This is a genomic window from Inquilinus sp., assembly GCF_039594555.1.
Taxonomy (GTDB): domain Bacteria; phylum Pseudomonadota; class Alphaproteobacteria; order DSM-16000; family Inquilinaceae; genus Inquilinus.
This window is the reverse complement of sequence record NZ_JBCNNF010000037.1, coordinates 1-22405: the sequence shown is the minus strand read 5'-3', so window position 1 is coordinate 22405 and position 22405 is coordinate 1. Positions and strand designations below refer to the sequence as shown.

General features: G+C 68.5%; 23 protein-coding genes. 5 read left to right on the top strand and 18 right to left on the bottom strand.

Going from position 1 to position 22405, the window contains the following annotated elements; translation table 11 throughout:
• Positions 1–111 precede the first annotated feature (111 nt).
• From ABDW35_RS06370 to ABDW35_RS06355, 4 genes are all read right to left on the bottom strand, one after another.
• A complete protein-coding gene (locus ABDW35_RS06370) occupies positions 112–696 on the bottom strand; it encodes a sugar transferase (RefSeq protein ID WP_343713011.1) in 585 nt (194 codons plus the stop codon).
• Between the two features lie 412 nt (positions 697–1108).
• Positions 1109–2293, bottom strand: a complete 1185-nt coding sequence (gene choV, locus ABDW35_RS06365; protein WP_343713010.1) for a choline ABC transporter ATP-binding protein — start codon at positions 2291–2293, stop codon at positions 1109–1111.
• Entirely contained in the window at positions 2293–3150 is an 858-nt protein-coding gene (gene choW, locus ABDW35_RS06360; protein ID WP_343713009.1) for a choline ABC transporter permease subunit, read from the bottom strand. The genes choV and choW overlap by 1 nt, the downstream gene beginning before the upstream one ends.
• Positions 3151–3220: 70 nt before the next feature.
• Entirely contained in the window at positions 3221–4162 is a 942-nt protein-coding gene (locus ABDW35_RS06355) for a choline ABC transporter substrate-binding protein (protein ID WP_343713008.1), read from the bottom strand.
• A 213-nt stretch (positions 4163–4375) separates the two neighbouring features.
• Here ABDW35_RS06355 and betA point away from each other — a divergent pair, with 213 nt between their 5' ends.
• The 4 genes from betA (at position 4376) to ABDW35_RS06335 (ending at position 10385) form a co-directional block, all read left to right on the top strand.
• Positions 4376–6028 (top strand): choline dehydrogenase, encoded by a 1653-nt coding sequence (betA, locus tag ABDW35_RS06350; RefSeq protein WP_343713007.1) that lies wholly within the window; start codon positions 4376–4378, stop codon positions 6026–6028.
• A 14-nt stretch (positions 6029–6042) separates the two neighbouring features.
• Positions 6043–7491 (top strand): betaine-aldehyde dehydrogenase, encoded by a 1449-nt coding sequence (gene betB / locus ABDW35_RS06345; RefSeq protein ID WP_343713006.1) that lies wholly within the window; start codon positions 6043–6045, stop codon positions 7489–7491.
• A 225-nt stretch (positions 7492–7716) separates the two neighbouring features.
• Positions 7717–8868 carry a rod shape-determining protein RodA gene (gene rodA / locus ABDW35_RS06340; RefSeq protein ID WP_088150489.1) on the top strand — a complete coding sequence of 384 codons (1152 nt, stop codon included), beginning with the start codon at positions 7717–7719 and terminating at the stop codon, positions 8866–8868.
• 95 nt (positions 8869–8963) lie between these two features.
• On the top strand, positions 8964–10385 hold the full coding sequence (locus ABDW35_RS06335; protein WP_343713005.1) for an MFS transporter: 1422 nt from the start codon (positions 8964–8966) through the stop codon (positions 10383–10385).
• 3 nt (positions 10386–10388) lie between these two features.
• Here the strand turns inward: ABDW35_RS06335 and ABDW35_RS06330 are convergent, their stop codons facing one another.
• The 7 genes from ABDW35_RS06330 to ABDW35_RS06300 form a co-directional block, all read right to left on the bottom strand.
• Positions 10389–10922 carry a MerR family transcriptional regulator gene (locus tag ABDW35_RS06330; RefSeq protein ID WP_343713004.1) on the bottom strand — a complete coding sequence of 178 codons (534 nt, stop codon included), beginning with the start codon at positions 10920–10922 and terminating at the stop codon, positions 10389–10391.
• Between the two features lie 3 nt (positions 10923–10925).
• The gene (locus ABDW35_RS06325) at positions 10926–11240 is read right to left on the bottom strand and encodes an integration host factor subunit alpha (protein WP_088150492.1); all 315 of its coding nucleotides are present in this window, start codon (positions 11238–11240) and stop codon (positions 10926–10928) included.
• Between the two features lie 141 nt (positions 11241–11381).
• Positions 11382–12359 carry a beta-ketoacyl-ACP synthase III gene (locus ABDW35_RS06320; protein WP_343713003.1) on the bottom strand — a complete coding sequence of 326 codons (978 nt, stop codon included), beginning with the start codon at positions 12357–12359 and terminating at the stop codon, positions 11382–11384.
• Positions 12356–13456 (bottom strand): phosphate acyltransferase PlsX, encoded by a 1101-nt coding sequence (gene plsX, locus ABDW35_RS06315; protein WP_343713002.1) that lies wholly within the window; start codon positions 13454–13456, stop codon positions 12356–12358. The genes ABDW35_RS06320 and plsX overlap by 4 nt, the downstream gene beginning before the upstream one ends.
• Positions 13457–13477: 21 nt before the next feature.
• Positions 13478–13666: a 50S ribosomal protein L32 gene (gene rpmF, locus ABDW35_RS06310; protein WP_034833247.1), complete on the bottom strand. Its 189-nt coding sequence runs from the start codon at positions 13664–13666 to the stop codon at positions 13478–13480.
• A gap of 97 nt (positions 13667–13763) precedes the next feature.
• The gene (locus ABDW35_RS06305) at positions 13764–14291 is read right to left on the bottom strand and encodes a DUF177 domain-containing protein (protein WP_343713001.1); all 528 of its coding nucleotides are present in this window, start codon (positions 14289–14291) and stop codon (positions 13764–13766) included.
• Positions 14291–14842 (bottom strand): ubiquinol-cytochrome C chaperone family protein, encoded by a 552-nt coding sequence (locus ABDW35_RS06300; protein WP_343713000.1) that lies wholly within the window; start codon positions 14840–14842, stop codon positions 14291–14293. The genes ABDW35_RS06305 and ABDW35_RS06300 overlap by 1 nt, the downstream gene beginning before the upstream one ends.
• A 109-nt stretch (positions 14843–14951) precedes the next feature.
• Between ABDW35_RS06300 and bamE the strand changes: the two genes are divergently transcribed.
• Positions 14952–15479: an outer membrane protein assembly factor BamE gene (gene bamE, locus ABDW35_RS06295; protein ID WP_343712999.1), complete on the top strand. Its 528-nt coding sequence runs from the start codon at positions 14952–14954 to the stop codon at positions 15477–15479.
• Between the two features lie 67 nt (positions 15480–15546).
• On the opposite strand, the gene ABDW35_RS06290 is transcribed toward bamE, so the two are convergent.
• The 7 genes from ABDW35_RS06290 to nrdR all read right to left on the bottom strand — a co-directional run bounded on the left by ABDW35_RS06290 (position 15547) and on the right by nrdR (position 22207).
• Entirely contained in the window at positions 15547–17658 is a 2112-nt protein-coding gene (locus ABDW35_RS06290) for a sodium-translocating pyrophosphatase (RefSeq protein ID WP_343713017.1), read from the bottom strand.
• A 278-nt stretch (positions 17659–17936) separates the two neighbouring features.
• Entirely contained in the window at positions 17937–18911 is a 975-nt protein-coding gene (gene thiL, locus ABDW35_RS06285; protein WP_343712998.1) for a thiamine-phosphate kinase, read from the bottom strand.
• Positions 18912–18924: 13 nt separating this feature from the next.
• Complete coding sequence (gene nusB / locus ABDW35_RS06280; protein ID WP_343712997.1) at positions 18925–19401, bottom strand: transcription antitermination factor NusB; 477 nt, start codon at positions 19399–19401, stop codon at positions 18925–18927.
• The gene (locus ABDW35_RS06275; protein ID WP_343712996.1) at positions 19398–19886 is read right to left on the bottom strand and encodes a 6,7-dimethyl-8-ribityllumazine synthase; all 489 of its coding nucleotides are present in this window, start codon (positions 19884–19886) and stop codon (positions 19398–19400) included. Before ABDW35_RS06275 ends, nusB begins: the two co-directional genes overlap by 4 nt.
• Before the next feature lies 1 nt (position 19887).
• Complete coding sequence (gene ribB, locus ABDW35_RS06270; protein WP_343713016.1) at positions 19888–21021, bottom strand: 3,4-dihydroxy-2-butanone-4-phosphate synthase; 1134 nt, start codon at positions 21019–21021, stop codon at positions 19888–19890.
• Positions 21018–21632 carry a riboflavin synthase gene (locus ABDW35_RS06265; protein ID WP_088150502.1) on the bottom strand — a complete coding sequence of 205 codons (615 nt, stop codon included), beginning with the start codon at positions 21630–21632 and terminating at the stop codon, positions 21018–21020. The genes ribB and ABDW35_RS06265 overlap by 4 nt, the downstream gene beginning before the upstream one ends.
• A 116-nt stretch (positions 21633–21748) precedes the next feature.
• A complete protein-coding gene (nrdR, locus tag ABDW35_RS06260) occupies positions 21749–22207 on the bottom strand; it encodes a transcriptional regulator NrdR (protein WP_026870463.1) in 459 nt (152 codons plus the stop codon).
• Positions 22208–22405 lie beyond the last annotated feature (198 nt).

Here is a 22405-nt window from a genome sequence, read left to right as displayed (position 1 = left end):
CCCGGGCGGAGTGAGTCGGAAGCGGCGGATGCCGGAAACGAACATGGCCCCGCGAGCGGGGGCCATGTTGGTGGTTCTGTGGACGGCCGGGCGCCGCCGGGCCTGGATCGGCTAGTAGGCGCCGCCGCCGGGCAGGAACACCTTCGGGGTCTTGAACAGGATCACGACATCCCGCCAGAAGGTCCAGTTCCGCACATAGTCGACATTCAGCCGGATCTTGGTCTCGTAGCTGGTGTCGTTGCGGCCGGAGATCTGCCAGATCCCGGTCATGCCGGGCCGGGTGCTGTGATAGTAGCGGATCGCCGCCCCCCAGCGCTCCTGCTCCTCCTCATACATCGGCCGCGGGCCGACCAGGCTCATCTCGCCCTTCAGCACGTTGAACAGCTGCGGCAGCTCGTCCAGGCTGGTCTTGCGCAGGAACCGGCCGATCGCGGTGACGCGCGGGTCCTTCTTCAGCTTGAAGCCGGATTCCCATTCGCGCCGCATCTCAGGGTTCTTCTGAAGAAGATCCGCCAACAGCTTGTTTGCATTGGGAACCATGGTCCGGAACTTGTGGCAGTAGAAGATCCTGCCGTCACGCCCGACGCGCCGATCGCTGTAGAAGATCTCCCGCCCCGAACGCCGGATCATCGCCGCGCATACCAGGAACAGCGGCGAGAACAGGATCAGGAACACGATCGACAAGGCGATATCCATCAACCGCTTCGCCGCAAGGCCCAGCCGAGCCTTGCGGATCGGCACCTCTGCGGAAATGTCGACAGCGGCAGCATCGACAAAGCCGTCGGACTGCATATTCCGATACCCCCAGAAACTGAAACAAAGGAGCAAGACTGTCCCGCCGCCGCAACCAGCAGAACACTCCAGAACCGAATTTTGTCTGACTCCCCGCCCCCTAATCGCTAGGGTACTGGCACATTACTGTTGCCTGAAAGTGGCAATTTTTAGCGTGGTCTAGTGACCACTGAATGTGCTTTCCATGTATATCGGAAGCCGCTTCGGGAAACAATCCATTTGTTGCTGTCTGTTGCTGCCCCGAGGGCGCCCAGATCAATGCCGGAGACCAAGAGTCTAAATCGATAAGTGAGCTACGTCATATAACTTCCTGTTTCTACGCCTCTTTCCCGCGAAGCAGGCGGGCAACGAGCTCGCTTTCCCCCACCTTGCCCACCAGCCGGCCGTCATCGTCGAGCACCAGGATCGGCTGGCGCGTCGCCTCATGCGCGGCGATGAACCGGCGCATCGAGGCATGCACCGGCATGGTCGCGATCTGCCCGGGCACCACGCCGTTGATGATGCCGTCGGCGATCTCCAGCGGCCGGTCTTCCTGCGTCACCGCGACTGGTCGGCCGAGACCGTCGACCCGGCAGCGGCAGGTGCGGGCCTTGTCGACCAGGATCGAATCGCCCTCCCGCGGCAGCAGGTCCAGCGGCGTCATCAGCGCCTCGGCCCGCAGCACGTTGAGCGGGTTCACATGGGCGACGAAGTTGGCGACATAGTCGTCGGCTGGCTTTGTGACGATCTCCTCCGGCGTGCCGACCTGGACGATGCGGCCGGACTCCATGATCACGATGCGGTTGCCGATCTTCAGCGCCTCGTCCAGGTCGTGGCTGACGAAGATGATGGTCTTCTTCAGACGGCGCTGCAGCTCCAGCAGCTCATCCTGCAGATGGGTGCGGATCAGCGGGTCCAGGGCCGAGAACGGCTCGTCCATCAGCAGGATGTCGGCGTCGGTGGCGAAGGCGCGGGCCAGGCCGACGCGCTGCTGCATGCCGCCCGACAGCTCGCGCGGATACTTTCCTGCCCATCTGTCGAGATGGACCAGCGCCAGCTTCTCGTCCACCACCCGGTCGCGCTCAGCCTTCGGCACGCCGCGCAGCTCGAGCCCCAGGCCGACATTCTCGCGGATGGTGCGCCAGGGCATCAGCGCGAATTGCTGGAACACCATCGACACCCAGTCGGCCCGCAGCTTCCGCAGCGTGGCCTCGTCGCAGCTGGCGACGTCGACCTCCTGCCCGTCGCAGCGCACCAGCATGCGGCCGCGGGTGACCTTGTTGAGGCCGTTGACGCAGCGCAGCAGCGACGACTTGCCGGAGCCGGACAGGCCCATCAGCACGCACAGCTCGCCATGCGGGACCGACAGCTCGGCGCCCGCCACCGCCAGGGTGTCGCCGGTCTCGGCCAGGATCTCGGCCCGGGTCCGGCCCTGGTCCAGCAGGCCCAGCGCCCGCTTCGGCGTCGGCCCGAAAATCACATCGACGGCGTTGAAATGGACGGCGGGAAGCATGTCGGACATCAATGCGCCCCTCCGACGGGCCGTTCGCTTTTCACCAGGCGGTCGAGGATCACGGCCAGGATGACGATGCAGAGGCCGGCCTCGAAGCCCATGGGGACGTTCACCGAGTTGAGGGCGCGCACCACCGGCTTGCCCAGGCCATCGGCCCCGACCAGCGCAGCGATCACGACCATCGACAGCGACAGCATGATGCATTGGGTCAGCCCGGCCATGATCGTCGGCAGGGCGTGCGGCAGCTCGACCTTGAACAGCAGCTGCCGCTTGGTGGCGCCGAATGCCTCGCCCGCCTCGAGCAGCGGGCTGGGCACGCCGTGGATGCCGAGATAGGTCAGCCGGATCGGCGCGGCCACGGCGAAGACCACGGTCGAGATCAGGCCCGGCGCCACGCCGAGGCCGAACAGGATCAGGGTCGGGATCAGGTAGACGAAGGTCGGCAGGGTCTGCATCAGGTCGAGGATCGGCCGGATCACGGCATAGACCAGCGGCCGGTGGGCGCAGAGGATGCCGATCGGGATGCCGATCGCCAGCGACAGGATCGTCGCGCTGATCACCAGCGCCAGGGTCTGCATCGTCTCGGTCCAGTAGCCGAGATTGTAGATCAGCAGCAGGCCGACCAGCACCAGCACGACCAGCTGCCAGCGCCGGTGCAGCACATAGGCCAGCACGGCGATGATGGCGATGAAGACCAGCGGCGGCGGCCACAGGAAGACGTCGATCAGCCATTCGATCGCGGTGCCGAGCCCGATCGAGATGGCGTCGAAGACGCTGGCGAAATTGTCAGTCAGGAAGTCCGTCAGGTGCTTGATCCACAGCCCGAGCGGAATCTTCTGGGACAGCAGCGCGCTCACTTCGTCCATGCGGCGTCCTTCTTGTTCTGGCCGTTCGGACGACGCGCCGCCGGTGCGGCGGCGCGCCCGTCAGATGGACTTAGAGGCCGAGCGACGCCTTGACCGCGGCGAGCCCGTCCTTGCCGTCGAAGGTGGTCACCCCGGCGAGCCAGGGGGCCAGCACGTCCGGATGGGCCTTCAGGTATTCGGCCGCCGCCTTGCTCTGTTCCTCGCCGCCGGTGGTGATGGCCTCCATCACCGCGGCTTCCATGTCGAGGGTGAAGGTCAGGTTCTGCAGCAGCTTGCCGACATTCGGGCATTCGTCGACATAGCCGGCCCGGACGTTGGTGTAGACGGTGGCGCCGCCGAAGTTCGGCCCGAAATAGTCGTCGCCGCCGGTCAGGTACTGCATCGGGTATTGCTTGTTCATCGGATGCGGCGCCCAGCCGAGGAACACGATCCAGGTCTTGCGGCGGATGGCGCGGTCGACCTCCGACAGCATCCCCTGCTCGCTCGATTCGACCAGCTGCCAGCCCTTCAGGTCGAAGGCGCCCTTGTCGATCATGCTCTGCACCAGGCGGTTGCCGTCATTACCCGGCTCGATGCCGTAGATCTTGTCGCCGAACTTGTCGGCGTTCTTGGCCAGGTCGGCGAAATCCTTGACCCCCGCCTGGTAGACGTAGTCGGGCACTGCGAGGGTGTATTTCGCGCCCTCGAGGTTGGCGCGGAGGCTGACGACCGACTTGTCGTCAAAGTAAGGCTTGGCGTCACCGGCCATCGACGGCATCCAGTTGCCGAGGAAGACGTCGATGTTCTTGTTCTTCATCGAGACGTAGGTGACCGGGACCGACAGCAGCTCGGCTGAGGGCTCATAGCCCAGCCCCTTGAGCACCGCCGAGGTCAGCGCCGTGGTGGAGGTGATGTCGGTCCAGCCGACATCCGAGAAGCGGACCTTCTTGCAGCTCGCCGGATCGGCCGCCTGGGCCGTCCCGGCCGCCAGCGCCAGACCCAGCACCAGCCCGCCCATACGCCTCGACATCATGATGCGACTCTCCTGTTTGCCCGCCTGTCTGACAATTTTCTTTCATTTCCGGACGGCATCCGCCGCTGGACCAACGGCAGAGCGCCTCTGCGCGAGTCTAACGACGGCTTGCGCGTCGCCGCTGGCCGATTTCCGGCATGGCGTGACGCAAACCGGACTCATCGCGCGGCCCACCGCCGCTAGCATGCGCCGCGGCCCGGAGGAGCGGAAGCAATGACGACAGAATTCGACTATGTGATCGTCGGCGCCGGATCGGCCGGCTGCGTCCTGGCCAACCGGCTGTCGGCCGACCCCGGCCTCCGCGTGCTGGTGCTGGAGGCGGGGCCGGAGGACCGGACCTGGAAGATCCACATGCCGGCGGCGCTGACCTACAATCTCGGCGACGACAAGTACAACTGGTACTACGAGACCGAGCCGCAGGCGGCGATGGACAACCGCCGCATGTACTGGCCGCGCGGCCGGGTGCTCGGCGGCTCCTCCTCGCTCAACGCCATGGTCTATATCCGCGGCCACGCCTATGACTACGACCGCTGGGCCGAGGAAGGCGCGGCCGGCTGGTCCTATGCCGAGGTGCTGCCCTATTTCCGCCGCGCCGAGACCCGGGCCAAGGGCGGCGACGACTACCGCGGCTCCGACGGGCCGCTCAAGGTTTCGACCGGCAGCCAGCCGAACCCGCTGTTCGACGCCTTCATCCAGGCCGGGCAGCAGGCCGGCTACCCGTTCACCGCGGACATGAACGGCTACCAGCAGGAAGGCTTCGGCAAGATGGACATGACGATCCATCAGGGCGAACGCTGGTCGGCCGCCAAGGCCTATCTGAAGCCGGTCCGGTCGCGGCCGAACCTGACGGTCGAGACTGGAGCGCTGAGCACCCGGATCCTGTTCGAGGGCACCCGCGCCGTCGGCGTCGAATACGCCCAGGCGGGCCAGGTCCGTGTCGCCCGCGCCGCGCGCGAGGTGATCCTGTGCGGTGGCGCCATCAACTCGCCGCAGCTGCTGATGCTGTCCGGCGTCGGCCCGGCCGACCAGCTGCGCCGGCACGGCATCGCGGTGGTGCACGACCTGCCGGGCGTCGGCCGCAACCTCCAGGATCATCTGGAGATGTACATCCAGTACGAATGCACCAAGCCGATCACGCTCTACAGCGTCGAGAATCCGCTCTACAAGGCGAGGGTCGGCGTCGAATGGTTCCTGTTCCGCAGCGGCCTGACCACCTCGGCCCATCTCGAGGCCGGCGGCTTCATCCGCTCGCGCGCCGGCATCCGGCACCCCGATATCCAGTACCATTTCCTGCCGTCGGTGGTGAACGACCATGGCCGCAAGCCGGGCGACCGCCACGCCTTCCAGGCCCATGCCGGGACCATGCGCGCCACCTCGCGCGGCTGGGTCGAGCTGCGCTCGGCCGACCCGCGGGCCAAGCCGATCCTGCAGCCGAACTACCTGACCACCCAGGACGACCGCGAGGACATGCGGGCCTGCGTCAAGCTGACCCGCGAGATCTTCGCCCAGGCCGGTTTCGACCCCTATCGCGGCGCCGAGATCGCGCCCGGGGCGTCGGTGCGTACCGATGATGAGATCGACGCCTTCATCCGGGCCAAGGCCGACAGCGCCTACCACCCGTCCTGCACCTGCAAGATGGGGGTGGACGAAATGGCGGTGGTCGACCCCGAGACCCGGGTGCGCGGGCTCGAGGGGCTGCGCGTGGTCGATGCCGCGATCATGCCGTCGATCGTCAGCGGCAACCTGAACGCGCCGACCATCATGATCGGCGAGAAGGCGGCCGACATCATCCTGGGCCGCACGCCCTTGCCGCCGTCGAACGCCCCGGTCTACGAAGCGCCGAACTGGCGCACGGCGCAGCGCTGAAGCAGGAGAGAGACATGGCCATCGGGCTGCATATCGGCGGACGCGCGGTCGAAGGAAACGGCACGCCCTTCGACACCATCAACCCGGCGACCGGGCAGGTGATCAATCGGGTCGCCGCCGCCTCCCCCGCCGATGTCGACCGCGCCGTGGCCGCCGCCAAGGCCGCCTTCGACGGCTGGGCCGGCATGACCGGCACCCAGCGCGGCCGCATCCTGCGCGAGGCGGTCCGCCTGCTGCGCGCCAACCGCGACCGGCTGGCGAAGATGGAGGTCGAGGACACCGGCAAGCCGATCGCCGAGGCGCTGTCGGTCGACATCGATTCCGGCGCCGACGCGATCGAGTATTTCGCCGGGCTGGCGCCGTCGCTGCACGGCACGCATCATGATTTCGGCCGCGCCTTCGCCTATACAAGGCGGGAGCCGCTGGGCGTGGTCGGCGCCATCGGCGCCTGGAACTACCCGATCCAGATTGCCTGCTGGAAATCCGGTCCGGCCCTGGCCTGCGGCAACACCATGGTGTTCAAGCCGTCGGAGCTGACGCCGATGACCGCGGTGGCCCTGGCCGGGATCTTCGCCGAGGCCGGCCTGCCGCCCGGCGTGTTCAACGTGGTCCAGGGCAAGGGCGATGTCGGCCACGCCCTGGTCACCCATCCTGACGTCGCCAAGGTGTCGCTGACCGGGTCGGTGCCGACCGGCCGCAAGGTCGCCGCCGCCGCCGCCGGGGCGATGAAGCACGTGACTATGGAGTTGGGCGGCAAGTCGCCGCTGATCATCTTCGCCGACGCCGATGTCGAGAACGCGGTGAAGGCGGCGATGATGGCCAACTTCTACACCCAGGGCGAGATCTGCTCGAACGGCACCCGGGTGTTCGTCGAGGCGTCGCTGCACAACCGCTTCATGGACGCTCTCGTGGCTCGCACCCAGAAGATGCGGATCGGCGACCCGATGGACCCGCAGACCCAGGTCGGCGCCCTGATCTCGGCCGATCACCGGGCCAAGGTGCTGGGCTATGTCGAGGCCGGGGTGAAGGCCGGCGCGCGCCTCGTCTGCGGCGGCCGCGCCCCGGCCGACCCGGCCTTGGCCGGCGGCTATTTCGTCGAACCGGCGATCTTCGACGCCTGCCACGACGACATGTCGATCGTGCGGGAAGAGATCTTCGGCCCGGTGATGACGGTGCTGACCTTCACCGACGAGGACGAGGCGGTGCGCCGCGCCAACGCCACCGAATACGGGCTGGCGGCCGGCGTGTTCACCCGCGACCTGGCCCGCGGCCACCGCGTGGTGGCCCGGCTGCAGGCCGGCACCTGCTGGATCAACAACTACAACATCACCCCGGTGGAGATCCCGTTCGGCGGTTACAAGCAGTCCGGCCTCGGCCGCGAGAACGGCCTCGCCGCGCTGGAGCACTACACCCAGCTGAAGAGCGTCTATGTCGAGACTGGGGACGTCGACTCGCCCTATTGAGCGGGCGCCGCCCTCCGCCTCCGAACACCGTCATTGCGAGCGCAGCGAGGCAATCCAGGGCCGTTTGGCGAGCCTCCTGGATTGCTTCGTCGGCTTCGCCTCCTCGCAATGCGGGTGAGGGGTGATAGCGCTGGCTATTTCGCCGCCGCCCTCCATTCTTGCCCCTCCGGGCTCTCCGGCGCATAGTCCGGCCGCCGTCACGGCGACGGTGGATTGTCCTGGTTCATGAGCAGTTTCCGGATTCGCGACGACGCCCCGCATTACACCCTGCTGACCAAGCTGCAGCTGATGAGCTGGGGCCTGGTGATCCTGGTCTGCGCCATCGCCGCGGTCGGGGTGATGCTGCTCTACTCCGCCGGCGGCGGGTCGTGGGAGCCCTGGGCCAGCCGGCAGCTCAGCCGCTTCGGCAGCGGCTTCGTCGTCATGCTGGTCTTCGCGATGATCGACATCCGGATCTGGATGAAGATCGCCTATCCGGTCTACGCCATCGTCTTCGCGCTGCTGATCGTGGTGCAGGCGATGGGCCATGTCGGCATGGGCGCCGAGCGCTGGATCAACCTCGGGCCGCTGGTGATCCAGCCGTCGGAGCTGATGAAGATCGCGCTGGTCCTGGCCCTCGCCCGCTATTTCCACGGCTTCTCGCTGGTCGAGGTGCGCAACCCGCTGGTCCTGATCGTGCCGCTGCTGCTGATCCTGGCGCCGGTCGGGATGGTGCTGATGCAACCCAATCTCGGCACCGCCCTGCTGCTGATCATGACCGGCGGCGCGGTGCTGTTCTCCACCGGCGTCCGGCTGTGGAAGTTCGCCGTGGCGATCGCGCTGGGCCTGTCGGCGATCCCGATCGGCTGGGAGTTCCTGCACGATTACCAGAAGAACCGCGTCTACACCTTCCTGGAACCGGAGCGCGACCCGCTGGGCGCCGGCTACAACATCATGCAGTCGAAGATCGCGCTCGGCTCCGGCGCCCTGTTCGGCAAGGGCTTCACTGCCGGCACGCAGAGCCAGCTGATGTTCCTGCCGGAGAAGCACACTGACTTCATTTTCGTGGTGCTGGCTGAGGAGTTCGGCATGGTCGGGGCGCTGATCCTGCTGTTCCTCTACACCATGCTGTTCGTCTACGGGCTGATGATCGCGCTCAGCGCCCGCAGCCATTTCGGCCGGCTGGTCGGCGTCGGCCTGACCACGACCTTCTTCCTCTACGTCTTCGTCAATGTGGCGATGGTGACCGGCCTGATCCCGGTGGTGGGCATCCCCCTGCCCCTGGTGTCCTATGGCGGCACCGCGATGCTGACCCTGCTGATGGGCTGCGGCATCCTGCTCAGCGTCTGGATCCATCGCGAGGTGCGGATCCCGCGCAGCGGCATCACCGACTACTGAGGGCTCCAGGTCCGGACGCTTCGACCGGGACCGAAGCGTTCACCGGGAGCCTCCTCCAGACAGCGGCTGTTTCCACGGAAAAGGGAGCAGCCGACATGCCATCCGCCGACATCATCGACACGCCCCGGGCGCAGATGCGGCCCGGCCTCGTCCTGTTCACCATGTGTCTCGGCGTGCTGGTCGCCCAGCTCGACACCTCGGTGGTCAATCTCGGCGCCCACGCCATCGGTGGCGCCCTCGGCCTCGGCGTCAGCGCGCTGCAATGGGTGCTGGACGTCTACAACCTGGTCTATGCCACGCTGCTGCTGACCGGCGGGCTGCTGGGCGATCTGTTCGGCCGGCGGCGGGTCTTCGCCGCCGGCATGGCTGTGTTCACCCTCGGGTCACTGGCCTGCGGGCTGGCGCCGAACGGTGCCGTGCTGATCGCCGGGCGCGCCTTCACCGGGCTGGGCGCGGCGCTGCTGCTGCCTTCCTCCCTCTCGATCCTGTCCGCGACCTATCCCGATGCGAAGGAACGGGCCCATGCCATCGGCGTCTGGGCCAGTTGCAACGGCTTGGCCTTCGCCATCGGCCCAACCCTCGGTGGCGTGCTGGTCGCAGGCGCCGGTTGGCGCAGCCTGTTCTTCGTGGTCGTGCCGGTGACCGTGCTCGGTGCCTTCCTCGCCATGCGGTCGGTGCCCGAATCCGCCCATCCGGAAGGGCGGCGCCTCGACCTGCCGGGCCAGGTCCTGGCTATCCTGGCGCTCGGCGCCCTGACAGTGTCGGCGATCGAGGGCAACCGCTGGGGCTGGACCTCCACCGCGACGCTGGGCGGCCTCGTCCTGGGCCTGGTCGCGACCGCGCTGTTCCTCGCCGTCGAAGCGCGCACCCGCGGGGCGCTGGTGCCGCTCGAGCTGTTCGGCCGGCGGGCCCTGTCGGGCTCGCTGGCCGCGGCGCTGCTGATGACCTTCGGCATGTACGCCATGCTGTTCCTGCTACCGGTCTATCTGCAGACCGTGCGCGGCGCCTCGCCGGTCGAAGCCGGGCTGGAGCTGCTGCCGATGTCGGTGAGCTTCTTCGTGGTCGCTCAGGCCTCCGGCCGGCTGGCCTCCCGGCTCGGTCCGCGGACGGTGATGACGGCCGGCATGGCCTTGATGGGCGCCGGGCTGCTGCTGCTGGCGCGGATCTCCGCCGACACGAGCCTGGTGTTCATCGAAGCCGCCTTCCTGGTGACCGGCATCGGGCTCGGCCTCAACACCGGCCCGGTGATGGCGGTGGCGGTGTCGAGCGTGCCGGAAGCCCGGTCGGGCACGGCGGCCGGGCTGGTGAACACGGCCCGGATGGTCGGCGCCACCCTGGGCGTCGCGATCCTCGGCGCCGTCTTCGCCGCCCATGGCGGCGACGTCACCGCCCCGCCGGACAGGCTGATCGGCGGCCTGGGGCCGGCGCTCCTGGTCGGGGGGCTGGGGGAATGCCTCGGCGCTGTCGCGGCCCTGCTGCTGATCCGCCGCGACGCGCTGGAACGGAAAGCGGGCTGAGCCTCAGGCGTCGCCGCGCAGGGCGGCCTGCAGGCGCTTCAGCTCGGCCAGAAGCACGGTCAGCTCGTCGCGCAGCTCGGCCGAGATGCCCTGGGCGCGGCCATCGCGCCCGGCACCGGCCAGGAGGGAGAGCTGGGCTTCCTCGCGCGGCTTGGCGGCGGGCTTGGCCCGGGTGACCGGGACCGGACGGGCGGGGCCGGACGGGGCAGCCGCCTCGTCACCGGACGGCGCCGCGGCCGGCGCCTCGGTCTCGGCCGACTTGCCTTCCTTCAGCAGACGCTGCACGCCCTTGATCGTATAGCCCTCCTCATAGAGGAGGCGCTGGATCCGGCGCAGCAACTGGACGTCCTCGGGGCGATAGTACCGGCGGCCGCCGCCGCGCTTGAGCGGGCGGACCTGGGAGAACTTGGTCTCCCAGAACCGCAGCACATGCTGCGGCACGGCGAGGTCGTCGGACACCTCGCTGATCGTGCGATAGGCCGTCGCCGACTTGCGCAGCGGCGCGGGCTTCGCCTCCGATCCTCCGATTCCGGCCATGGCTTACTCGTCGTCGTCCGGGAGCGGATCGGTGCCGTTGATGCGCCCCTTGAGCACATGCGAGGCGCGGAACACCAGCACGCGGCGCGGCAGGATCGGCACCTCCTGCCCCGTCTTCGGGTTGCGGCCGATTCGCTGGCCCTTCTGGCGCACCCCGAAGGTGCCGAAGGACGAGATCTTCACCGTCTCGCCGCGTTCGAGCGCTTCGGAGATTTCTTCAAGTACCGTCTCAACAAGATCGGCGGACTCGTTCCGAGACAAGCCGATTTCCTGATAGAGCGATTCACTGAGCTGGGCTCGTGTCACCGTTTCCGCCATGCCGCCTCCCCCTGACGGACAATTGCGAAGAAGACCGTCGAAGGACGGTACCCTCCACAAAATAATCCGTCAATTCCAAAGCGTTGGGCGGATTTCCTAACGGACCCCTCAGGCGAGGCCTGCTAACTGCTTATAGGCAGACTACCAGCGGACCAGGGCAGCGCCCCAGGTCAGCCCGCCGCCCATGGCCTCGAGCAGCACGAGGTCGCCGGCCTTGACGCGGCCGTCATTGACGGCTTCGGCCAGCGCCAGCGGGATCGAGGCAGCGGAGGTGTTGGCGTGCTTCTGCACCGTCAGCACCACCTTCTCTGCCGGCAGATCGAGCTTGCGGGCGGTGGCGTCGATGATGCGCTTGTTGGCTTGGTGCGGCACCAGCCAGTCGATGTCGGACGGCGACAGGCCGTTGGCCGCCAGCGCCTCCTCCACCACCTCGGCGAGGTTGATGACCGCGTGCTTGAACACCTCGCGGCCTTCCATCCGGACATGGCCGACGGTGCCGGTCGAGGATGGGCCGCCATCGACGTAGAGCTTGTCCTCGTGGCGGCCGTCGGAATGCAGGTGGGTCGACAGGATGCCGGGGTCGTCGGTGCTGCCCCCGCCCTCGACCGCGCGCAGCACCACCGCGCCGGCGCCGTCGCCGAACAGCACGCAGGTGCCGCGGTCGGTCCAGTCGAGCAGGCGGGAGAAGGTCTCGGCCCCGATCACCAGGGCCGTGCGCGCCTGGCCGAGGCGGATCATGTTGTCGGCGACCGCCAGGGCATAGACGAAGCCGGAGCACACGGCCTGGACGTCGAAGGCGGCGCCGCGGGTCATGCCCAGCGCGGCCTGGACCCGCACGGCGGTGGCCGGGAAAGTCTGGTCCGGCGTGGTGGTGGCCAGGACGATCAGGTCGAGGTCGCTGCCCTCCACCTTGGCCATGGCCAGCGCCTTGCGGGCGGCGGCAAGCGCCAGGTCGGAGGTCTTCTCGTCCGGCGCCGCGATGTGGCGGACGCTGATGCCGGTGCGCTGGACGATCCACTCGTCCGAGGTGTCGACCTTCTGGGCCAGCTCGGCGTTGGTGACGACCCGGTCAGGCAGGGCAGAACCGCATCCGATGATGCGCGCGCGGCGGACTGTCATTGCGGTTGTTCGATCCCGATCGGAGCAGTCGTTGGTCCCGTCGAAGCAGTGTCGTCGCCGTTCCGAGCGCCTTCGAAACGGCTGAACTCCTGCTTCACCTTATCATTGAAGCCGTGGATCACCAGATCGACGCCGACATCGATGGCATGGCCGAACCCCTCGCCGTCGGTGCCGCCATGGCTTTTCACGCAGATGCCGTTGAGACCGAGGAACAGCGCGCCGTTGTACTGGCGCGGGTCAGTGCGGTGCCGCAGCTGGCGAAAGGCGCCGCGCGCCAGCAGGTAGCCGAGCGAGGCGAGCCAGGAAGAGCGGAAGGCGTGGCGCAGCCAGGTGGCGTATAGCTTGGCCGTGCCCTCGGCGGTCTTCAGCGCGATGTTGCCGGAAAAGCCGTCGGTCACGACCACATCGACCTTCCCGGCCGGGATGTCGTCGCCCTCGACGAAGCCCTCGAACCGGCCCGGAAATTCGAGCTCGCGCAGCCTGGCGGCGGCGTCGCGCACCGGGTCGGGGCCCTTGAGCGACTCCGAGCCGACATTCAGCAGGCCGACCGTCGGGTCGACCAGGCCCAGCACCGCCTTGGCGAAGACCGAGCCCATGATCGCGAACTGGACCAAGTTCTCGGCATCGCATTCGATGTTGGCGCCGAGATCGAGCATGACGCTCTCGCCGCGCAGCGTCGGAAAAAACGACGCGATCGCCGGCCGGTCGATGCCCGGCAGCGTCTTGAACACGATCTTCGCGGTCGCCATCAGCGCGCCGGTGTTGCCGGCGGAGACGACGCATTGCGCCTCGCCCGCGGCCACAGCGTCGATGGCCAGACGCATGCTGGAGTTGCGCCCGCTGCGCAGCGCAGCGGAGGGCTTGTCCTCGTTGGTGACCACGTCTGCCGTGTGCCGAATCGTGGACACCGCGGCGAGTGCCGGCCGCTTCGCCAGAAGCGGCGCGATCCGCGCCTCGTCACCGACGATCAGGAAGTGCACATCGGGATGGTGCGTGCGGGCGATCTCAGCCCCTTCGAGCACCATCTCCGGCGCCCGATCGCCCCCCATGGCGTCGAGCGCAATCGTCACTGGGCCAGAGGCCGCCGGGTCGGACATTCCCTATGCGGGCGCAGTCGATCAGGCGGTCGCCGTCGTCTCGCTGACCACCTCACGGCCGTGGTAGTGGCCGCAGGAGTCGCAGACATGGTGCGGACGAGCCAGCTCACCGCAATTCGCGCACTCGACATAGGTCGAGCCGGCCAGAGCGTGGTGCGAACGCCGCATGTCGCGCCGCGACTTCGACGTCTTCTTCTTCGGAACAGCCATTTGCTTGAACTCTCGATACGAAAAGGCGGCACCGGGGGGAGCCGCCTCAGACCGGCGTTACTTAATGGAAAAGGTCCGGCGGAGCAAGGAAAAGCGATCAGTCCTCCGCCTTGTCCGTCGCGCCGCCCTTGAGCACGGCGAAGGGCCGGCGCGTCTCCGTCCCGGGCTCCGGCGGCTCGGTCGCGGGCTCGGGCGCGTCGGGCGAGCGCGGATAGGGATCGAGCGCCAGCGACAGGTGCTGCGCCGCCAGTTCGCCCAGGTCGATGCGGCCGTCGACCAGCGGCTCGACCTCCGCCGCCAGCGGGTCGACCTCGACCTCCGCCTCGTCCCGGCCGTCCCGGGCGGCGAAGACGGCCTCGATTTCGTCCTCGACCGTGGCGGGCACGGGATCCAGCGTGACGACGCAGCGTTGCACGACCGCGGCGGCCAGCGTGCCGGCCACGACCACCGTGTCGCCGCGCCCCTGGGTCAAAGTGAATCGGGCCTTGAATTCATCCAGCGCCAACAGGTCGAAGCGACGGGCCAGCGCGGCACGCTCGGCCTCGTCGGCCTCGATGGCGATGGTCCGGCCGTCACGCGGCAGGGTGTTGACGCGGATCGGGCGGCTGAATTCGGGGGTGGTCATCAGGCTGCCTCCACCATCTCGGGCGCGGGGCCGAACCGGACCTCCCCGGCCAGGAATGCCGTTGCCGGCTGCGCCGCCAGCCCGGCGACCTCGCGGCGCAGATAGGCGGCGACCGCCCTCACCTGCCCCGCTTCGGGCTCGACCGTACCGTAGAGGTTACGGCGCAGTGCCGCCTCCAGTTCCCCCGGCTCCGCCGCGGCCAGGCCGCGATCATAGGCGACGACGCGGCCGTAGAAGCCGCGGCCCATCGCCTTCACCTTCTTGCCGATGCTGAAATCGGTGACGCCGATCTCGCGCAGGCTGAGATCCATGTCGCTGACCATGTGGTCGAACAGGGCCTGGGCGAAGTCCGGCGCCGGCGGCGCCTCGCGCTTCAGCCGGTGCAGCACCAGGAAGGCGTGCAGGGCCACGGCCTCGAACCGCCCGTCCAGCGTGTCCGGCACGCCGCAGGCGGTGTAGAAGGCCGGGCTGCGCGCCTGCTCCACCAGCTTGACGTAGAGCTCGGCGGCGACGCGTTCGCGGCGGTGGCGGTTGAACAGCTTGGACAGCACGGGACCGATCGGATTTGCGCAAAGGACGGCGATATTGGTCGAACTCGAACTGGTGTGCTAGAGGGTAGCCTTCAATGGGCAGCCCCGCGGGGCGTGGAGAGATGAGTCGATGACGGAAAGAGCAAGGGTCGTCCGGACCATCGCGGCCGGCCTGCTCGTGGCGGCGGCGCTGTCGGCCTGCACGCCGCGGGTGGCGACGCGCGGCAACCTCGTCGAGGATTACCGGCTCGAGCAGGTGCATACCGGCACCAGCACGAAGTCGGATGTGGCGACGATCCTGGGGAGCCCGACCACGGTGTCCACCTTCGATGACAACACCTGGTACTATATCGGCCAGCGGGTCGAGACGGTGGCCTTCTTCGCCCCTGAGGTGACGAAGCGCCGGGTCCTGCGCATGCAGTTCGACCCGACCACCAGCACCCTGACCGACATGAAGGAGCTGAACCTGGAGGATGGCGAGCAGGTGGCCCTGGTGTCGCGGGAGACGCCGACGCTGGGCCGACGCATCGGCATCCTGGAGCAGTTCCTGGGCAATATCGGCCGCTTCAACAACGACGGCAGCACCACCGCGGCCACCCGCGCCGGGCCGGTCGGCACCGGCGGCGTCGCCAGCTCGGTCGCCGGCGGCAACTACTAGCCCCGCCTCGCGGGCATGAAAAACCCCGGCGCCGACGGCGCCGGGGTTTTTGCTATTGGCCCGTCGGTCAGTGGGCGAGGATGGCCAGCAGCAGCAGGGCGACGATGTTGGTGATCTTGATCATCGGGTTCACCGCCGGGCCGGCGGTGTCCTTGTAGGGATCGCCGACAGTGTCGCCGGTAACGGCCGCCTTGTGCGCGTCCGACCCCTTGCCGCCGTGATTGCCCTCCTCGATGTACTTCTTGGCGTTGTCCCAGGCGCCGCCGCCCGAGGTCATCGAGATGGCGACGAACAGGCCGGTGACGATAACGCCGAGCAGCATCGCCCCGAGCGCCGAGAAGGCGGCGGAGCGGCCGGCGATCGCCTCGACCACGAAGTACAGCACCACCGGCGCCAGCACCGGCAGCAGCGACGGTATGATCATCTCGCGGATCGCCGCCCGGGTCAGCATGTCGACCGCGCGCTTGTAGTCCGGCCGGCTGGTTCCCGCCATGATGCCGGAATTTTCGCGGAACTGGCGGCGCACCTCCTCCACCACCGATCCGGCGGCACGGCCGACCGCGGTCATGCCCAGCGCGCCGAACAGATAGGGCAGTAGGCCGCCGATCAGCAGGCCGACGACGACGAAAGGATCGGTCAGCGAGAAGGCGATCGGCCCGATGCCCTGGAAATACGGGTACTGGGCGGCATTGGCCGAGAAGAAGTTGAGGTCGGAAGTGTAGGCCGAGAACAGCACCAGCGCGCCGAGACCGGCCGAACCGATGGCGTAGCCCTTGGTCACGGCCTTGGTGGTGTTGCCGACGGCGTCCAGCGCGTCGGTGGTGACCCGGACCTCCTTCGGCAGGTCGGACATTTCGGCGATGCCACCGGCGTTGTCGGTGACCGGGCCGTAGGCGTCGAGCGCTACCACCATGCCGGCCAGGGCCAGCATGCTGGTCACCGCGATGGCGATGCCGAACAGGCCGGCCAGGAGGTAGGTGACGATGATGGCGACGCAGATGATCAGCGCCGGGATCGCCGTCGATTCCATCGAGATGGCGAGCCCCTGGATCACGTTGGTGCCGTGCCCCGTGGTCGAGGCCTGGGCGACCGAGCGCACCGGGCGGAAATTCGTTCCGGTGTAGTATTCGGTGGTCCAGATCAGGAGGCCGGTGACGACCAGCCCGGCGACGCCGCACAGGAACAGCGACAGGCCGCTGAAGCTGCTGCCGCCGACGGTGTAGGTGCCGCCGAACTTGATCACCACCGCGGTCACCAGGGCGATCCCCACCAGCGACAGCACGGCGGAGACCACGAAGCCGCGATACAGCGCGCCCATGATGTTGTTCGAGGCGCCGAGCTTGACGAAGAAGGTGCCGGCGATCGATGCCAGGATGCACACCCCGCCGATGGCGAGCGGGTAGACCATCATCGCCGCCATCTCGGCCGTCCCGGCGAAGAAGATCGAGGCCAGGACCATGGTGGCGACGGTGGTGACGGCATAGGTCTCGAACAGGTCGGCGGCCATGCCGGCGCAGTCGCCGACATTGTCGCCGACATTGTCGGCGATCACGGCCGGGTTGCGCGGGTCATCCTCGGGGATGCCGGCCTCGACCTTGCCGACCAGGTCGGCGCCGACATCGGCGCCCTTGGTGAAGATGCCGCCGCCGAGGCGGGCGAAGATCGAGATCAGTGAGGCGCCGAAGCCGAGCGCCACCAGCGGGTCGATCAGGCCGCGGCCGCTGGCGCCGGAGGCCAGCAGGATGGTGTAGTAGCCGGCGACCGCGATCAGGGCCAGGCCGGCCACCAGCATGCCGGTGACGGCGCCGGAGCGGAAGGCGATGGCGAGGCCGGCGGCCAGGCCCTGCCGGGAGGCCTCTGCGGTGCGGACATTGGCGCGTACCGAGATGTTCATGCCGATGTAGCCGGCGGCGCCCGACAGCACCGCGCCGATGATGAAGCCGATGCCGACCGAGATGCCGAGAAGCAGCGAGACGATGATGGCGATGACCACGCCGACCACGCCGATGGTGAGGTATTGGCGATTCAGATAGGCGCCCGCGCCCTCCTGGATCGCGGCGGCTATGGCCTGCATCCGCTCATCGCCCGGACTGGCCGACAACACGCTCCGTGAAGCCCACACGCCATAGGCTAACGCGCCGAGGCCGCAGGCCAGCACGAAGACAAGGACCGCTGACATCATTCTTGAGTCCCTCGCCCCTGTTGATGACGTACCGGCCCGGTTCAGGCCGGCTCCGCTTCTTTTGCGGGGAAACGATGCCAGACCAGGATGGGGAGGGCAATGAGCGCGAAATATTTTTGCTTTATGGCAAAAATCGGACGGCCTACCATTGCTCCAGGCGGGCCGGCGGAGAGTGGCGAGAGCGCCCAGACGAGCGACGTCGCTGCCGGATGCGCCATTGGTCGGCCCGTGCTTCCGGCCCGACGAAATCTGCTGATTTGGTCGGGCGGACGCCTCTAGAAATGCCGCCAGCCGGTCAGCGACTCGACAGCACGGCCCTGCGGGTCGAGCAGGCGAACCCCCTGCCCTGCCCCGATCCGGCCGATCCGCGTCACCGGCGTCACCGCCGCCGCGGCCGCCGCCTCGATCGCGGCCCGGGCCGATGCCGGAGCGCTGAACAGCAGCTCGTAATCCTCGCCGCCGCCCCAGGCGACATCACGCAAGGCCGGGTCGAGGGAGATCGCGGCGCGGGCGGCGTCGGAGAGCGGCAGCATGGCCAATTCGACCTCCGCCGACACACCGGAGGCATCGCAGAGATGCGGCAGGTCGCCGGGCAACCCGTCCGACACATCCATCGCGGCATGGGCCAGGCCGAGCAGCGCCCGGCCGAGCGCCATGCGCGGCTCCGGCACCCGATGGCGGGTCGCCAGCGCCTCGGCCGCATCCGGCGCTAGGCCGGGCAACTGACCAAGGATGGCGCGCAGCCCGAGCGCGGCGTCGCCCAGCGTGCCGCTGACATAGAGGTCGTCGCCCGGCCGGACGCCGGAACGGCGCAGCATCGCGCCCTGCGGCACGGTGCCGAAGGCAGTGACCGACAGCACCGCGGTGCCGGGGGTCCGCACCGAATCGCCGCCGAGCAGGCCGATGCCGTATTCCGCCTGGTCGGCCGCCAGCCCTTCGACAAAGCCTTCGATCCAGCTCTCGTCCGGCTGCGCCGGCAGCGCCAGGGTCAGGGTGTAGGCCAGAGGCTCGGCGCCCTTGGCCGCAAGGTCGGAGAGGTTGGAGCGCAGCAGCTTGCGGGCCACCCGCGCCGGGTCCTCGTCCGGCAGGTAGTGCACGGTCTCGACCATGGCGTCGGCGGTGACCACAAGGTCGCGGCCCTCGCCGGGGTCGAGCAGCGCCGCGTCGTCGGCCAGGCCGAGCGCGCCGGGCGTGGCCCGGGCCAGCGGCCGGAAGTAGCGGTCGATGCGCTCGAACTCGCCGAGGCCCATGGCGATTCCCGTGTCAGCCGGCGCGCGGCTCGTCCGGCCGGCGTTCGCGGGCGATGCGGTCCAGCACCGCATTCACCATCGCCGGCTCCTTGCCGCCGAAGAAGGCGCGAGTGACGTTGACATATTCCGAGATCACGATCGGCGCCGGCACATGCAGGTTGGCCAGCAGCTCCCAGGCACCGGCCTGCATCACGCAGCGCAGCAGCAGGTCGAGCCGGGCCAGCGCGAACTGGCTGTCCAGCGCGCCGGCGACCAGGGCGTCGACCTCCTCGCTGCGCACCCGAGTGCCGCGGACGATGTCGCCGAACAGCGGGGCGTCGGGCTCGACCATCGCCTCGCCCTCGACCTCCTCGCCGAAGCGGTGGTGGACGAACTCGGCGATCACCTTGTCGAGCGGCGTGCCCGACTGCTCGAGCTGGTACAGCGCCTGGACGGCGGCGAGGCGCGCGGCGCTGCGGCGGGCCTTGGCGGAGGGCTTCTGCGTGGTCATCGGCCGGCCGCGACCTGCGAGAAGTGCCGCTTGAGCTCGATCATCGCCAGCGCGGCACGGGCTGCGCCGCCGCCCTTGTCCATCTCCGCGACCTTGGCGCGGGCCCAGGCCTGGGCCTCGTTCTCAACCGTCAGGATGCCGTTGCCGATGGCCAGGCCATGGCGCAGGGCGAGGTCCTGCAGGCCGCGCGAGCTCTCGTTGCAGACCGTATCGTAATGCGAGGTCTCGCCGCGGATGACGCAGCCCAGCGCGACATAGCCGTCGAAGCGGCGGGCCGAGGCCGCGGCGATCTGCACCGCCGCCGGGATCTCCAGCGCGCCCGGCACGGCGAAGCGCTCCCAGGTGGCGCCGATCTGCTCCAGCACCGCCAGGGCGCCGCGCGCCAGCTCGTCGGTGATGTCCTCGTAGAAGCGGGCCTCGACGATCATGATGTGCGGCGCCGGACCGGTGAAGGACACGGGCCGCTGTTCGGTCTTGGCGACCATGTCAGTCCTCCTGGATGCCGGCGATGGCGCGCTGTTCGACCACGGTCAGGCCGTAGCCGTCGATGCCGACGATGGTGCGGGGATGGTTGGACAGCAGCACCAGCCGGCTGACGCCGAGATCGAGCAGGATCTGGGCACCGACGCCGTAGTCGCGCAGCTCGTGCCCGCTTTCCTTCGCCGGCTGCCCCTCGAGCCGCCGCCGCAGCCGCTCGCTCAGGCTGTCGGGCTGCGGCTCGCGGATCAGCACCACCACGCCCCTGCCCTCGCGCCCGATCTCCGCCATCGCCGCGTGCAGCGTGCCGGCATTGCCGCCATGGACGTCGCCGAGCACGTCGTCCAGCACGTTCAGCGCGTGCATCCGCACCAGCACCGGCTCGTCGCCGGAGATGTCGCCCTTCACCAGCACGACATGCTCGGCGTAGCGCGCCTTGTTGACATAGACCAGCATCCGCCAGTCGCCGCCCCAGCGGCTCTCGATCGTGGTCTCGAGCTTGCGCTCGACCAGCGATTCCTGGCAGCGGCGATAGGCGATCAGGTCGGCGATGGTGCCGATCTTGAGATTGTGGAACTGGGCGAACTTCACCAGATCCGGCAGCCGCGCCATGCTGCCGTCGTCGTTCATGATCTCGCAGATCACCCCGGCCGGGTACAGCCCGGCCAAGCGCGAGATGTCGACCGCCGCTTCGGTGTGGCCGGTGCGCTCCAGCACGCCGCCGTCGCGGGCGACCAACGGGAAGACATGGCCGGGCGTGGCCACGTCGGCCGGGCCGCAGGCCGGGTCGATGGCGACGGCCACGGTGCGCGCCCGGTCGGCCGCCGAGATGCCGGTGGTCACGCCCTCGCGCGCCTCGATCGAGACGGTGAAGGCAGTCTGGTGGCGCGAGGCGTTGCTGCGCGTCATCAGCTGCAGGCCGAGCTCGTCGATCCGCTTGCGCTCCATCGCCAGGCAGATCAGGCCGCGGCCGTAGCGGGCCATGAAGTTGATGGCCTCGGCATCCGCCATCTGCGCCGGGATCACCAGGTCGCCCTCGTTCTCCCGGTCCTCGTCGTCGACCAGGATGAACATGCGGCCCTGGCGCGCCTCCTCGATGATCTCGGAGATCGGCGAGAGAAGCGCCTGGTCCTCGTCGGTCAGCCGGCTGTCTTGCGATCGCGCAGCAGGCGCGCCGTGTACCGCGCCAGCATGTCGATCTCCAAGTTCACGCGGCGATCCGTGCTTAAGCTTCGAAAGGTCGTGCATGCCTGGGTGTGCGGAATGATGTTGACGCCGAAGCGGCAGGTCCCCGACGGGGTGTCGGCAACCTCGTTCACGGTCAGCGAGACGCCTTCGATCGCGATCGAGCCCTTGGACGCGATGTAGTCCGCCAGCGCCGCCGGGGCCTCGACCGTGAAGCGGACGCTGTCCCCCTCCGGCCGGCGGTCGACGATGGTGCCGACGCCGTCGACATGGCCGTAGACCAAGTGGCCGCCGATCTCGTCGCCGAGCTTGAGCGAGCGCTCGAGGTTGATCTCGGTGCCGACCTGCCAGTCGCCCAGGGTGCTGCGCGACAGCGTCTCGGCCGAGGCCTCGACCGCGAAGCGGCCGGGCCAGGTCTCGATCACGGTCAGGCAGACGCCGTTATGGGCGACGGACGCGCCGATCTCGATCGACGCCGTGTCGAAGGCCGTCTCGATGATGTAGCGGGTGTCGCCTCGCCGCTCGATCGCCGCGACGCGCCCCACATCGGTGATGATGCCGCTGAACATGGCGGGCACCCTATGCCGGACGCGCTGTGGTTTCCAGCGAAACCACATTGCGCGTGACGCAAGCCCTCTCTGTCAGAGCCTGTCTTGAAACCAGCCGAACCGAGCCGTGCGGCCGCTCAGGGGCGCTCGCCGCGCAGTTGGTCGACGAAATCGCTGAACGCGCCGGGCTCCTGGAAATCCCGGTAGACCGACGCGTACCGGATATAGGCGACCTTGTCGACGCCGCTCAGCGCCTTCATCACCATCTCGCCGATCGCCTTGGACGGGATCTCGCTCTCGCCCGAGCTTTCGAGCTGGCGGACCAGGGAGTTGACGATCCGCTCCAGCCGCTCGATGTCGATGTCGCGCTTGCGCAGGGCGATGCGCATCGACCGCAGCAGCTTCTCGCGGTCGAACGGCTCACGCTGGCCGGTCGACTTGATCACCGTCAGCTCGCGCAGCTGGATCCGCTCGAAGGTGGTGAAGCGGGCGCCGCAGGCCGGGCAGAAGCGGCGCCGCCGGATGGCCGAATTGTCCTCGGTGGGGCGCGAGTCCTTCACCTGGGTGTCGTCGTGGCCACAGAACGGGCAGCGCATCGGTTCCCCCGGAAATGGTTCGCCCACAGCGAATGGATACCATCCGTTGTGGGCGCACCACAATCTATCGCGTGATTGGTCCGAGGATTCCGCCGTCATCCCGTGCGCGCTGCGGCGCGAAGTGCCGCTGCGCAGACACGGGATCTCGCGCAGTCCGGAGAGGGATCCCGGGTCTGCAGCGCATCACTTCGTGCTGCG

Coding starts and splice junctions, on each gene's coding strand:
- ABDW35_RS06370 (WP_343713011.1), bottom strand. CDS start 696: ATGGATATCGCCTTGTCGATCGTGTTCCTGATCCTGTTCTCGCCGCTG.
- choV (WP_343713010.1), bottom strand. CDS start 2,293: ATGTCCGACATGCTTCCCGCCGTCCATTTCAACGCCGTCGATGTGATT.
- choW (WP_343713009.1), bottom strand. CDS start 3,150: ATGGACGAAGTGAGCGCGCTGCTGTCCCAGAAGATTCCGCTCGGGCTG.
- ABDW35_RS06355 (WP_343713008.1), bottom strand. CDS start 4,162: ATGATGTCGAGGCGTATGGGCGGGCTGGTGCTGGGTCTGGCGCTGGCG.
- betA (WP_343713007.1), top strand. CDS start 4,376: ATGACGACAGAATTCGACTATGTGATCGTCGGCGCCGGATCGGCCGGC.
- betB (WP_343713006.1), top strand. CDS start 6,043: ATGGCCATCGGGCTGCATATCGGCGGACGCGCGGTCGAAGGAAACGGC.
- rodA (WP_088150489.1), top strand. CDS start 7,717: ATGAGCAGTTTCCGGATTCGCGACGACGCCCCGCATTACACCCTGCTG.
- ABDW35_RS06335 (WP_343713005.1), top strand. CDS start 8,964: ATGCCATCCGCCGACATCATCGACACGCCCCGGGCGCAGATGCGGCCC.
- ABDW35_RS06330 (WP_343713004.1), bottom strand. CDS start 10,922: ATGGCCGGAATCGGAGGATCGGAGGCGAAGCCCGCGCCGCTGCGCAAG.
- ABDW35_RS06325 (WP_088150492.1), bottom strand. CDS start 11,240: ATGGCGGAAACGGTGACACGAGCCCAGCTCAGTGAATCGCTCTATCAG.
- ABDW35_RS06320 (WP_343713003.1), bottom strand. CDS start 12,359: ATGACAGTCCGCCGCGCGCGCATCATCGGATGCGGTTCTGCCCTGCCT.
- plsX (WP_343713002.1), bottom strand. CDS start 13,456: ATGTCCGACCCGGCGGCCTCTGGCCCAGTGACGATTGCGCTCGACGCC.
- rpmF (WP_034833247.1), bottom strand. CDS start 13,666: ATGGCTGTTCCGAAGAAGAAGACGTCGAAGTCGCGGCGCGACATGCGG.
- ABDW35_RS06305 (WP_343713001.1), bottom strand. CDS start 14,291: ATGACCACCCCCGAATTCAGCCGCCCGATCCGCGTCAACACCCTGCCG.
- bamE (WP_343712999.1), top strand. CDS start 14,952: ATGACGGAAAGAGCAAGGGTCGTCCGGACCATCGCGGCCGGCCTGCTC.
- ABDW35_RS06290 (WP_343713017.1), bottom strand. CDS start 17,658: ATGTCAGCGGTCCTTGTCTTCGTGCTGGCCTGCGGCCTCGGCGCGTTA.
- thiL (WP_343712998.1), bottom strand. CDS start 18,911: ATGGGCCTCGGCGAGTTCGAGCGCATCGACCGCTACTTCCGGCCGCTG.
- nusB (WP_343712997.1), bottom strand. CDS start 19,401: ATGACCACGCAGAAGCCCTCCGCCAAGGCCCGCCGCAGCGCCGCGCGC.
- ABDW35_RS06275 (WP_343712996.1), bottom strand. CDS start 19,886: ATGGTCGCCAAGACCGAACAGCGGCCCGTGTCCTTCACCGGTCCGGCG.
- ABDW35_RS06265 (WP_088150502.1), bottom strand. CDS start 21,632: ATGTTCAGCGGCATCATCACCGATGTGGGGCGCGTCGCGGCGATCGAG.
- nrdR (WP_026870463.1), bottom strand. CDS start 22,207: ATGCGCTGCCCGTTCTGTGGCCACGACGACACCCAGGTGAAGGACTCG.